Consider the following 11,363-nt stretch of genomic DNA (forward strand, 5'->3'; position numbering starts at 1 on the left):
CCACCCACGCGCCGCCCCGGCGCAAGCTCAGCGACATTTTCAGCAGCGAGGAAATCGCCGCCCTCACGGCCCGTTCCGACTGGATGGGCTGGCGCGCCGTCCTGTTCACCTGGGGCATGATCGCCCTGTGCTTCGTGGTGCTGGCGCGCTGGCCCCATCCGCTCACCTGGCTGCTGGTGATCCTGGTGCTGGGCGGACGCCAGCTGAGCCTGGCGATCCTGATGCACGACGCCTCCCACAGCACGCTGTTCCGCAGCCGCCGCCTGAACGACCTGGTGGGCGACTACGCCTGCGGCAGCGCCATCGGCGTCGATTTGCAGCGCTACCGGCGCCACCACCTGCAGCACCACGCCAAGACCGGCACGGCCGACGACACGGACCGCAGCCTGGCCGCCCCCTTCCCCACCACGTCCGTCTCGCTGGCCCGCAAGCTGCTGCGCGACGTGGCGGGCATCTCCGGCCTCAAGCGCGAACTGGGCCTGCTGCTGATGAACGCGGGCGTGCTGCGCTGGACCGTGGCCAGCGACGTCGTGCGCCTGCCCCAGGATGGCCGCACCTGGCGCGACCGCGCGGCCGACCTGGTGCGCAACGGCTGGAAATACTTCCTGTTCCAGGCCCTGCTGCTGGGCACGCTGGCCGCCACCGGCCACGCCTGGCTCTACCTGGCCTGGCTGGGCGCCTACTTCAGCACCTACAGCCTGTACATGCGCATCCGCTCCATGGCCGAACACGGCTGCACCGAGCAGAGCACGGACATGCTGCGCAACACCCGCACCACCCGCGCCGGCCTGCTGGCCCGCGCCACGGTGGCGCCGCTGCGCGTCAACTTCCACATCGAACACCACCTGATGCCGGCCGTGCCCTATTTCCGCCTGCAAGCGACCCACCGCCTGCTGCGCGAACGGGGCCTGTGCCCGCAGCCGCCCGGCTACCTGGACGTGCTGGCCCTGATGTGCAAGCCGGCCCCGGCCCCCTGATTTCTCCCACCTCCCCCGCCATGGACCATGGCATGAAAGGACCGCAATGAGCTATGAAACCCTGACCGTACATCTGGAAGACCACATCGCCGTCGTCAAGCTGAACCGTGCCGACAAGGCCAACGCCATGAACCTGGCCATGTGGCACGAACTGCGCAAGGCCTTCCAGTGGGTGGACGCCACGCCCGAGGCGCGCGTGGCCATCCTGGAAGCGGACGGCAAACTGTTCACGGCCGGCATCGACCTGCAAATGATGATGGGCCTGGGCGGCCAGATCCGTAACGATTGCGACGGCCGCACGCGCGAAGCGCTGCGCCAGGTCATCCTCGACCTGCAGGACACGCTCACCAGCCTGGAGCGTTGCCGCAAGCCCGTGCTGGCAGCCATCCACGGCGCCTGCGTGGGCGGCGGCATCGACCTGATCACCTGCGCCGACATGCGCTACTGCTCGGCCGACGCCTATTTCACCATCAAGGAAATCGACATCGGCATGACGGCCGACGTGGGCACGCTGCAGCGCCTGCCGCGCCTGATCGGCGAAGGCATCACGCGCGAGCTGGCCTACACGGCGCGCAAGGTCGATGCGGCCGAGGCGCGCGAGATCCGCCTCGTCAACCGCGTGTTCGAATCGAAGGAAGCGCTGCACGCGGGCGTGCGCGAGATCGCCGCCGTGATCGCCAGCAAGTCGCCGCTGTCGGTGCGCGGTTGCAAGGAAATGATCACCTACGCGCGCGACCACAGCGTGGCCGACGGCCTCAACTACGTGGCCACCTGGAACGCGGCCATGCTGATGTCGAACGATCTGCAGGAGGCGATGATGGCCGGCATGGCCAAGCGCGAGGCGAGCTTCAAGGATTAAACAGGCAGTGCAAGGTGACGGCGGCCCGCAGGCGGCGTCAGGATGATGCACTCGCGGCGGCATCGCGCCGCGGCGGGTGCCACGGCGATCGGCGGGCCTGACGTTACGTCAGGCCGCCAGCGCCTGCGCCGCCACCTGGCCGTAAGCGCGGTTGGCCTCGGCCAGCGAGAATGCGGACGGGCTGTCGGCCAGGGCCGCCAGCCGTTCGCTGCTGCGGTAGGTGAGCGGCGCTACGTAGCGCATGCGCTCGTCGTCGCTGACCTTGCCGTCGTGGTTGATATCGGCCGCCATCTCATTGTCGGCCCCGCTGGGGACAGGCGCAGGCTTGCTCGCGGCCAGCTGGCTGTCGTTGGCCGCTTGCGTGGCTTGCTGCTGCGCCGCCGGCCGCACCTGGGTGGCCAGGCGCGCATGCAGGATTTGCGCCTCGGGCCGGTTGGCCAGGCTTTGCAGTCCCGCGTCGAATTGTTCCCGGGCCTGGCGCGCCGCGTCGTCCGCCGTCTTGCGGGCAACGTCGGCGCCCGTCAGCGACGCCGGCGCGTGCTGCACCGGCGCGACGCTGTCGGCATCCGGGACTGGTATGGCGGGATGGGCGTGCGCGGCCGCCGCATGGCGCGAGGCGATCTGCTCAGTGGTGGGCGTACGTTCTGGGTATGTGCCTGTCGCGGTCACGGTGGCCGCGAAGGACGGTCCGTTCATCTGCATAGCTCGGCTCCGGAAAAAAAAGAGGCAAAACACGCTAGGCGGCCCGCCGGGCGGCCCACGCCAGATAGTGACCAAGAGGCACACTAATTGACGCTCATTGTAACAGTGTTTCGCCTGATATTTCCCAAAATCCAGACAAGAAGCGCGAAGATGCTTGCAAGAACGCCACACTTATTTGCCGCACAGAAACTGCAAGGCTAGCTCGACAGCCCCTGCAGCAGCTTCTGGCCGTCCGGACAGCCCCAGCCCGTGCAGGCATCCCACCCCGTCGTCGCCTGCTGCTCGCCATTGTTGCCCACCGTAATGTCACGCGTGACGCCCTGGCTGCGCAACGAGCCGTACAGCAAGGGGTTGATGAAGCCCACCGGCTGCCCCAGCTGCTGGTTGACCAGCGCCAGCAGGCCGGCCCACAGGGGCGCGACGGCGCTGGTGCCGCCGAACACCAGTTCGCGTCCGTCCACCCGCACCCGGTAGCCGGTGGCCGGATCGGCGTCGCCGGCCACGTCCGGCACCCCGCGCATGGTCACGTCGTCACCCAGCACGGCCTGGTAGTCGGGCCGCGAAAAGAAGGCGCTGTAGCCGCCGCCCGTGGCGCTGTTGGGTCCCTCGTTCCACACGGTTTCCGTCGTCGCGCCGTCGGCCTGCACGTCCAGCCGGGTGCCGCCGCAGGCCAACGCATGGGGCGCCGAGGCGGGAAAGTCCACGTGCTGGCGGCCGTCCGCCTCGCCGTCCGAGGAACCGTTGTCGCCGGCCGCGCACAACACCGTCACGCCCATGGCGGCCGCTTCCGCGAAGGCTTGCTCGAAGGCCGTCATGGCCTGGCCGGTCCAGCGCGATTCCGGCGCGCCCCAGCTGATCGACAGCACGGACGGCCGGTTCACCTTGTCGTGCACGGCCGCCGTGATGGCGTCCAGGAAGCCCCGTTCCGAATTGGGCGCGAAATAGACGGCGATCACGGCCTTGGGCGCGATGGCGCCCGCCACTTCAATGTCGAGCATCACTTCGCCGTCGGCGCTGTCGGCCGTCGTGGGCCGGTTCTTGGCGTGGTCGACGGAGATGGTCTTGACCACGGGCAGCGGCAAACCCAGCTCCTGGAAATAGGCCTTCAAGTCGCGCGGCCGGCTGCCCCCGCCCAGCTCGATGATGCCGATGCACTGGCCCGTGCCGTCGAGCCCCGGCGGGAAGTTGTACAGCTTGGCCAGCTGGGGCGGCGTGAACGCCGTGCCGGTGGCGGCGGCGGCCGTCTGCACCAGCCCGTCCGGTTCCAGCCGCTGCAACTTGGGCGTGGCCACGGGCCGGTCGTCCAGCCCGAACACGCCCTCCACCACCCCGGCCAGTTCCGGCGGCACGTGCAGTTCGCCTTCGCGGCCACGGTAGGTGCCGTCCGGAAATTCATAGTCCTGCAACTGCACGCCGAAGGCCTGTTCCATGGACGCGGCCGTGCCCGACAGTACCACCCGGCGCTGGGCCGCGTTGCTGCTGATGATGGCCATGCCATGCTGGCGGGCGAAGGTTTCCACCGTCACGATGTCGGCATGGCTGGCCCCATGTTGCAGGCTGTACGCTTCGCGGCTCAGGTAGCGCCGGCTGGCCGGCGGCTGGTCGGCCGCCAGCGCCTGCAGGTCGGGCGTGTTGCGTTCGGGCGCGGCCCGCAGCCGCACCGTGATTTCTATCACCTGGTCGGGATCGACGGGGCCCAGCGCCACGGCGCCAACCAGCGCCGTCTGCGTGCTGCCCGGAATAACGTGTGTATGTGCGGTGGTGGCCATCGATTATCTCCTGTGCGGGTGTCGTCAAGCCGCTCCGGGCGGCGCCAGGATTGACGATACTGGCCGCAGCAAACGGCCTTTTGATACAGCGCAGAAGTGCGCCGGAAGCGAACCGCCCGGCTGCGTCAAAAGCGCAACATTAAATTATCATAATTGCCACATCTGTTTTTTATTAGAAACTATTATCGTGAAATGGTCTATACTGGTTTTACGGCCGCCGCACCGCCTGGCGCGGGGCAATGAGAAAGTGAGCACCATCTTGACCTCCGACCACGTGCTGATGCAGTCCGAACAAGCGGCAGTGCAAGCGTTGATGAACTTGCTGCCCGTCTGGTATGACGAAGCGGGCATGCCCGGCCTGCTGCGGGCGCTGGAAGCGGCGCTGGCCGAATGCCTGGCCATCCGCGACGAGTTCGCCCAGGACGGCGACCCGCAGCGGCGCGCCGAACGGGGCGCCGTCAGCCAGCACCTGAGCTTCCTGCACATGCTGTGCGCCAGTTGAGCGGGCCGCCCAGCGCCGGCACCAGCACCGGCGACCATATCCCAAAAGATAACTATTTTTCCTTTTCATTAAGTTTGTAATCAGCCAGTAACATTGCGGCACTAGCATGGCCGGCATGCCCGCAACAGGGGCGACCGTCACCAACCGCTACCGTTCCGCAAAGGTTATAGGCCGTGGAGTTCAACGCCTCTCGTCTGCATCTGCCCCGCTTCCGCCTGTCCGTCGCCGCCGACCTGTGCGTGGAAACGGTCGCCGTCCCTTCCGATCTGAGCAACTTCGCCGTGCTGGAGCTGTTCACGGAACGGCGCGACCTGATGAGCCTGCCCGTCACGGAACAGCAGCGCCCCATCGGCCTGATCAGCCGCAACCTGTTCATGTCGCAGATGTCCAAGCCTTACTACCAGGAGGTGTACGGCAAGAAGAGCTGCATCGCCTTCATGGACAAGGACCCGCTCATCGTGGACGCCGCCATGAGCATCGAAGCGCTCACCTTCCGCGCCGTGGAGTCGGGCGAAAAGGCGCTGGCCGACGGCTTCATCATCACCCGCGGCGGTGAACTGGCCGGGGTCGGCTTCGGCCTGCAGCTGATGAACGTGGTGGCCACCATGCAGGCCGAAAAGAACCGCCAGATCATGCACAGCATCGACTACGCCAGCGTGATCCAGCGCGCCCTGCTGCGGCCCTCGGCCGAAGCGCTGGCCGCCACCCTGGCCGACGCCTGCCTTGAATGGCAGCCGCGCGATGTGGTGGGCGGCGACTTCTACCACTTCGCCCGCTACGACGACGGCTGGTTCGCCGCCGTGGCCGACTGCACGGGCCATGGCGTGCCGGGCGCCTTCATGACGCTGATCGCCTCCTCCACCCTGGCCCAGGCCCTGCAGCAGCACGGCCCGCGCGATCCGGCCGCGCTGATGGGCGCCGTCAACCGCGGCATCAAGACCATGCTGGGCCAGCTGGAACAGGACGGCGCCACGCCCGCCTCCAACGACGGCATGGACGCCGCCTTCCTGTGGTTCGACGCCGCCGCGCGCCAGCTCCATTACGCCGGCGCGCGGCTGGCGCTGTACCAGCTGGAACCGGGCCAGCCGTCGGTGCAGGTGGCCGACGGCGCGCGCATGGGCGTGGGCTACGTGGACACGCCGCTCGCGCATGCCTGGACCAGCTGCCGGCTGGCCGTCGCGCCAGGCAGCCTGCTGTTCCTGGCCACCGACGGCCTGACCGACCAGATCGGCGGCAGCCGCGACATCGGCTACGGCAAGCGCCGCCTGCGCGAACTGCTGCTGGCGCGGCGCGACGATAGCGCGGCCCGGGTCGGCCAGGCCGTGCTGGAAGACCTGCAGCGCTGGCAAGGCGAACAGCCGCGCCGCGACGACCTGACCTTTTTCTGTTTCCGCCCATGATCCGACCAGGAGCGCGTTTTGCTGTACGAAGAATTCAATGAGTTTTGGGACGTGGCCCGCAAGCGCCACATCATCTTCTTTTACGCCGGCTATTTTTCGCAGCACGTGGTAGCGGCCATTTCCGAGACCATCCGCGCCAGGCTGGACACGGCCGGCGCGGCCGGCCCCACGCGGCGGCGCATCTTTTCCTCGTTCGTGGAAATGGCGCAGAACATCATGCACTACTCGTCCGACACGCTCACGCCCGGTGCCCACGACGCCCAGATGCGGCGCGGCTCGTTCTGCATCGGCATCAAGGACGACAGCTTCTTCCTGCTGTGCGCCAATCCGGTCGACAGCACCAACGTGCAGCGCATCCGCTGCCGGCTCGAGCCGCTGCACACGATGACGATGGAACAGATCAAGTTCGCCTACAAGAAGGCGCTGCGCGAGGAAACCCCGGCCGACAGCAAGGGCGCCGGCATGGGCTTTCTGACCATGGCGCGCGAGGCCAGCGCGCCGCTGGAATTCGAGTTCGTGCCCGAACCGCAGCACGCCGGCACCACAGTGTTCTGCATCAAGGCCATCATTTAGGTCGCCTCAAACAGTCCGTGGCGCCGTGGCGCCCCGCCGTGCGGCTGCACGGCCCCGGCCACCATGCCCGGCCACGGCCAGTTTGAAGCCACCACTTAGCAAGCAAGATCGGGAAAGACCATGGAACCATTATTCATCAACGCCTCGCCCACGTCGCCGGAGATCGACTTCCGCTTCGCGCAGGATGTCCTGTCGATCAAGGGTGAATCCTATCCGGAAAACGCGGCCGCCTTCTACGGCCCGCTGATCGAGCGCGTACGCGCCTACCTGGCCGGGCGCAGCGACGCCGTCATCACGGTGCACGTGTCGCTGGCCTACTTCAACAGCTCCAGCACCAAGATGCTGTTCACGCTGTTCGAAGCGTTCAACGGCGCGGCGCTGGCCGGCAACCAGGTGCGCCTGAACTGGTATCACGACGAAGACGACGACACCATCTTCGAGTTCGGCCAGGAACTGCGCGACGACTTCGCCGCCCTCGACTTCCAGGCCCACGCCATAGGCGCGGCCGGATGACGGCCGCCGGCGCGGCGCAGGCCGACCTGTTCGCCAACGAGCGCGCCGCGCTGGCCCAGGCGCGCGAAGCGTACGCCGACGCCACCTATGGCGCCGACCAGCGTCACGCGCTGGGCCAGCTGATCGTCCATTACGAACGCCTGATGCGCGAGAGCGCGCGCCTGATCGCCCGCAGCGACCGGGCCGAGCGCGACATGAACCTGCTCAACCGCCGCCTGCAGGACATGGCCGCCCAGCTGGCCTACCGCGCCAGCCACGATCCGTTGACGGGCGCCCTGAACCGGGGCGCCGTGATCGAGCACGCCAGTGGCATTTTGCAGCGCAGCGACACGGCGCTGATCGTACTCGACATCGACCTGTTCAAGCGTATCAACGACGAGTATGGCCACCCCACGGGCGACGCCGTGATCCAGGCCGTGGTGCATTGCCTGCGCCAGTTGCTGGGCAGCGAGGCGGCCATCGGCCGGGTGGGCGGCGAGGAATTTTCCGTCGTCTGGCCGGCCGCCAGCGCAGCCGAGGCGCGCGCGCTGGGGCAGCGCATCTGCGACGCCGTCGCGGCCCACGTCTTCGCCGCGCCCGTCGCGCGCCAGGTCACGGCCAGCGTGGGGGTGAGCTGGTGCCGCGCCGGTTGCAGCTTCGACAGCGCCTATGCCCGGGCCGACGAAGCCCTGTACGCGGCCAAGCGGGCCGGCCGCAATCGCGTGCAGCTGGCCGCGCCGGTTTAAAGCCGGGTCAGCGCGCAGTGGCGCCGTTCAACTCGGGATGGTTGCGCAGGATGGCCTGGCGCTGCTGCTCGATGCGGCGGATCTTCTCTTCCACCTTGGCGATCTGCTCGGCCGGCACGCCGGCCGCGCGGCCCCGCTCCACATCGGCCTGCAGGCGCGGCAACTCGGCCGCCGCCGCGCCGACGAAGGCGCCCAGCACCCGGACCTGCTGTCCCTGCTGGTACTGCTGATAGGCTTTCGGGTCGGCCAGTTCGGCCGCCGTGGGCGGCGTGCGGGCTTCGTCACGTTCGAGTGGCGGCGTGCGCGCGTCGCCATGTTCGCGCGTCTCGGCCATGCTGAGCCAGGCGGAGCGGCTGCTGTCGACGGGCGTCAGCGCCACCCGCTGCAGCTCGGTTTCGTGCTCGGGCACGGCGTGGAACCACTGGTCGCCGCCCTCGCCCGCGCGCGCACCTGCGTCGCCCGCACGCTCAGACGCGGAGGGCTGCCCGCTCGCCATGCCCGCCTGCCGGGCGACGGACGGCCAGGCCAGCCATCCCGCCGCCGCCACCGCGACGGCAAGCGCCACCAGCGCGCCGCGCTTCATGAACGCTGCTCCAGCTGGCGCAGCGGCTGATCGAGCACGCCACGGTTGATGTCGATGCGCGCCTCGCCCAGCAGGCGCTGGCGCAGCGCGGCCAGCTGGGCCGCCGCCTTTTCGCGCGCCACGGCGTTGCCGGCCACGTAGCGCACGGTTTCCGAAGCCGGGTCCTGGTAGCCTTCCTGGCGCTTATCGACCAGCACGATCTCCCACACCGCCTTCTCGTTCGGTCCCACGGGGCTGCGGATGGGGCGCGAAGGCTGGCCTTCCGGCTGCGAGAACGCCAGCTGCGCCAGCCAGTCCGGCGTGCCGCTGTGCTGCAGCCATCCCAGCTCGCCGCCGGCCGCGCTGTCCGCGGCGCTGGAATAGCGCCGGGCCAACGCGCCGAAATCGGCGCCGCCGGCCAGCGCATCGGCCACCGTCTGCGCCGTGCGCTCGTCGGCCAGGCGGATATGGCGCGCCTTCACCTTCTCGATGCGCCGGAACTCCTCGCGATGGCGGCGGTAGTAATTGTCGATATCGGCCGCGCTGACCTGGGCCGACAACTGTTTGACGACGGGACTGGCCGCGTCGATGTCATTGCCGATGCCGTGCAACTGCTGCAAAGCCTGCACGGCGTCCTGCTCGTCCAGCACGCGGCGCAGGTCGGCCACGGCGGCGGCGCCGAAGCGCTGGCTGCTCCAGTGCTGCACGTACAACGCGGCCAGCGCCAGCCTGGCCTGCTGCTGGAGGTGGGCCGACTGGCGCCCGAACAGCGCCACCCTGCCCTGCACGTTCTGGCGCCGGTACACATCGGCCAGCGTGATGGCGCCGGCCGGGCCTTGCGGCAGCTGGTAGCGCAGCACGACCACGTCCTGCGCCCGGGCCAGCTGGGCGGCGTTGAGCGTGTATTCCAGCCGCAGCTGGCCGGCGCGGCCGAACACGGCGTCCAGCGCGGCCGGATCGACGGCCGCCTGCGCCGTCACCAGGCCGGCCAGGCTGGCGCCGGGCAGGCGCTGCATGGATTGCTCCAGCTCCTTGCCGTACAGGCCGCGCAGCGTGGCGACCAGCTGGTCGTCCACCATCACGTCATGCGCGAAAGCCACGCGCTGCCCGGCGAACAGCACGGCCTCGCCATAAGTCTTGCGCGCCGATCCGGCCAGCAGGCGGTTGACGACGGCCTGTTCCAGCGCCGCGCTGCGGCTCGCTTTCGGGTCGCCCTGGCGCGCCGTGCGCCACATGGCGTCCACGCTGAATGCCAGCAGCGGCGCGCCGTCGACACGGGCGGCGATGGCAGGATCGTTGAGCCGATAGGCGACTGCCGCCTGGGCCTGGGCCTGCACCAGCGCCGCCGATAACGCCAGCGCCAGCGCTCCCGCCAGCGCCGCACGGCGCCAGCCTGTGGTCCGGATCGTCATGGCGCTTAGTTCGCCAGGCGCTCGGCGGCGCGGTTCAGCACGTGGACCACCATCGCGATCGAGTGCGGAATCATCTGCTGGCCCACGCGGCGGCGGTCGTTCTGGTCGCTCGACGACAGCACGATGCCGCCGTTGGCGTACGAGTAGGTGCCGCCCTGGGTCAGCAGCGGACGGATGTCGACGGCCGCCGGCGCCACCGGCGTAAAGTCGGCAATGGCGGCGGCCACCAGGGCCGGATCGTTCAGGTGCTCGGTGTCATAGTAGTCCTGCACCCACTGTTCCCACGAGGCGTGGTTGTTGGCCGAGGTGGTCCAGGTATGGTGCGGCTGCAGCAGGTCGGTGGTGTGCAGGGTGAAGCCCAGGCTTTGCGCCGACGGCTGCGCCAGGAACTGCTGGAACCAGTACTGGCCCAGGTTGTCGATCGGCTGGAACGGCATGGTTTCGAAATCGGCGTACTGGGTATTGCTCGACACGCCGCCAAAGCGGTAGTGCGCCTCCGTCAGGCCGTAGCTGTTGTACTTGGTGCCGTCGCCGAACCAGCCCTTGTTGCCGCCGGCGCCGTCGTCGAGGTAGTCGCCGTACAGCCAGCTGGCGGCCATGTTGTCGATGTCGCCGGCCACCGTCAGCTTGGCGTAGTTGTAGCCGCCGAACGGGTTGCCGTGGACGTCCTTGCCGGCCGTGTGGTTCTGGAAGTGCCAGTACGAGGTGTACTTGACGATGCCCGAACCGAGGCCCCACACAGGCGCCATCTGGCAGTTGCCGGTGCTGGCGCCGCAGATGTAGGTGTCGGCGAAATCGTCCACGTCGTAGGCGCCCTGGCCCAGCGCCGTCGCGAACTGGTCGATGGTGTAGCCGGCCCGGGTCACGCCCGCCACCAGCTTGTCGTAATTGGTGCTGCCCGGATTGTTCTTCATGAAGGTCACCGCATCCAATACGATACGGCGGTGCGTTTCTTGCTGCCATGCATGTGCGGGTGCGCTTGCCAGTGTTACCAGCGTTGCCAGAGCCAGGCTAGTGGCCATCAGTCCAGTCTTTTTCATCATTTCCCCATTAAATAAATCGCACGGGCGTGCGTTTTTGTTCAATTAGTTTAACAAGGAAATATGTCAATATTATGATTTATGTATTTACGGTGTTGCCGTATTGCAACAAGATGAATGATAACGTGTCACCGTCGTGTCATTTTCATCCAGTACGATGCAGCCGGCTCGCGGCCAGCGCCGCGGCACCCCATCAACGACAGAACAACGAGCAAACATGATGAAAAACCGCTCCACCTCCCTGCCCCTGCTGCGCACCCTGGTGCTGGCCTGCTGCCTGGCCGGCGCCGCCGGCGCGCATGCCGCCGCGCCCGCCGCCGCCCCCGCCC

The 11,363-nt window shown here is 68.2% G+C and carries 12 protein-coding genes; 7 read left to right on the forward strand and 5 right to left on the reverse strand.

Annotated features, from left to right (window positions below; genetic code table 11):
- On the forward strand, nt 1-977 hold a 977-nt coding region (locus AC3WOS_RS27695), incomplete at its 5' end, for a fatty acid desaturase family protein (RefSeq protein WP_492720432.1).
- A 46-nt stretch (nt 978-1,023) separates the two neighbouring features.
- Nucleotides 1,024-1,836: a crotonase/enoyl-CoA hydratase family protein gene (locus AC3WOS_RS27700; protein ID WP_492720434.1), complete on the forward strand. Its 813-nt coding sequence runs from the start codon at nt 1,024-1,026 to the stop codon at nt 1,834-1,836.
- A 108-nt stretch (nt 1,837-1,944) separates the two neighbouring features.
- Here the strand turns inward: AC3WOS_RS27700 and AC3WOS_RS27705 are convergent, their stop codons facing one another.
- Both AC3WOS_RS27705 and AC3WOS_RS27710 read right to left on the reverse strand, forming a co-directional pair.
- Nucleotides 1,945-2,538: a hypothetical protein gene (locus AC3WOS_RS27705; protein WP_492720436.1), complete on the reverse strand. Its 594-nt coding sequence runs from the start codon at nt 2,536-2,538 to the stop codon at nt 1,945-1,947.
- 197 nt (nt 2,539-2,735) lie between these two features.
- Nucleotides 2,736-4,307, reverse strand: coding sequence for a S53 family peptidase (locus tag AC3WOS_RS27710; RefSeq protein WP_492720438.1), 1,572 nt, complete (start codon nt 4,305-4,307; stop codon nt 2,736-2,738).
- Nucleotides 4,308-4,554: 247 nt separating this feature from the next.
- Here AC3WOS_RS27710 and AC3WOS_RS27715 point away from each other — a divergent pair, with 247 nt between their 5' ends.
- From AC3WOS_RS27715 to AC3WOS_RS27735, 5 genes are all read left to right on the forward strand, one after another.
- Nucleotides 4,555-4,809, forward strand: coding sequence for a hypothetical protein (locus AC3WOS_RS27715; RefSeq protein ID WP_492720439.1), 255 nt, complete (start codon nt 4,555-4,557; stop codon nt 4,807-4,809).
- 173 nt (nt 4,810-4,982) lie between these two features.
- Nucleotides 4,983-6,209, forward strand: a complete 1,227-nt coding sequence (locus AC3WOS_RS27720; protein ID WP_492720440.1) for a SpoIIE family protein phosphatase — start codon at nt 4,983-4,985, stop codon at nt 6,207-6,209.
- A gap of 18 nt (nt 6,210-6,227) precedes the next feature.
- A complete protein-coding gene (locus AC3WOS_RS27725; RefSeq protein ID WP_492720442.1) occupies nt 6,228-6,782 on the forward strand; it encodes a SiaB family protein kinase in 555 nt (184 codons plus the stop codon).
- A gap of 120 nt (nt 6,783-6,902) precedes the next feature.
- Complete coding sequence (locus tag AC3WOS_RS27730; protein WP_492720444.1) at nt 6,903-7,295, forward strand: DUF1987 domain-containing protein; 393 nt, start codon at nt 6,903-6,905, stop codon at nt 7,293-7,295.
- A complete protein-coding gene (locus AC3WOS_RS27735; protein ID WP_492720445.1) occupies nt 7,292-8,020 on the forward strand; it encodes a GGDEF domain-containing protein in 729 nt (242 codons plus the stop codon). Before AC3WOS_RS27730 ends, AC3WOS_RS27735 begins: the two co-directional genes overlap by 4 nt.
- 7 nt (nt 8,021-8,027) lie before the next feature.
- Here the strand turns inward: AC3WOS_RS27735 and AC3WOS_RS27740 are convergent, their stop codons facing one another.
- Genes AC3WOS_RS27740 through AC3WOS_RS27750 form a run of 3 tightly spaced genes read right to left on the reverse strand, consistent with a single transcriptional unit; the run spans nt 8,028 to nt 10,908 of the window.
- Nucleotides 8,028-8,603 carry a hypothetical protein gene (locus AC3WOS_RS27740; protein ID WP_492720446.1) on the reverse strand — a complete coding sequence of 192 codons (576 nt, stop codon included), beginning with the start codon at nt 8,601-8,603 and terminating at the stop codon, nt 8,028-8,030.
- Nucleotides 8,600-9,994, reverse strand: coding sequence for a peptidylprolyl isomerase (locus AC3WOS_RS27745; RefSeq protein WP_492720447.1), 1,395 nt, complete (start codon nt 9,992-9,994; stop codon nt 8,600-8,602). The genes AC3WOS_RS27740 and AC3WOS_RS27745 overlap by 4 nt, the downstream gene beginning before the upstream one ends.
- Before the next feature lie 5 nt (nt 9,995-9,999).
- Nucleotides 10,000-10,908: a phospholipase gene (locus AC3WOS_RS27750; RefSeq protein WP_492720449.1), complete on the reverse strand. Its 909-nt coding sequence runs from the start codon at nt 10,906-10,908 to the stop codon at nt 10,000-10,002.
- Nucleotides 10,909-11,363: the final 455 nt, after the last annotated feature.

It is taken from the genome of Rugamonas sp. FW305-51, from assembly GCF_058786935.1.

What these genes read in the sequence shown, in the direction of transcription:
- AC3WOS_RS27700 (WP_492720434.1), top strand. Translation starts at nt 1,024, where the DNA reads ATGAGCTATGAAACCCTGACCGTACATCTGGAAGACCACATCGCCGTC.
- AC3WOS_RS27735 (WP_492720445.1), top strand. Translation starts at nt 7,292, where the DNA reads ATGACGGCCGCCGGCGCGGCGCAGGCCGACCTGTTCGCCAACGAGCGC.
- AC3WOS_RS27710 (WP_492720438.1), bottom strand. Translation starts at nt 4,307, where the DNA reads ATGGCCACCACCGCACATACACACGTTATTCCGGGCAGCACGCAGACG.
- AC3WOS_RS27730 (WP_492720444.1), top strand. Translation starts at nt 6,903, where the DNA reads ATGGAACCATTATTCATCAACGCCTCGCCCACGTCGCCGGAGATCGAC.
- AC3WOS_RS27740 (WP_492720446.1), bottom strand. Translation starts at nt 8,603, where the DNA reads ATGAAGCGCGGCGCGCTGGTGGCGCTTGCCGTCGCGGTGGCGGCGGCG.
- AC3WOS_RS27750 (WP_492720449.1), bottom strand. Translation starts at nt 10,908, where the DNA reads ATGAAGAACAATCCGGGCAGCACCAATTACGACAAGCTGGTGGCGGGC.
- AC3WOS_RS27745 (WP_492720447.1), bottom strand. Translation starts at nt 9,994, where the DNA reads ATGACGATCCGGACCACAGGCTGGCGCCGTGCGGCGCTGGCGGGAGCG.
- AC3WOS_RS27705 (WP_492720436.1), bottom strand. Translation starts at nt 2,538, where the DNA reads ATGCAGATGAACGGACCGTCCTTCGCGGCCACCGTGACCGCGACAGGC.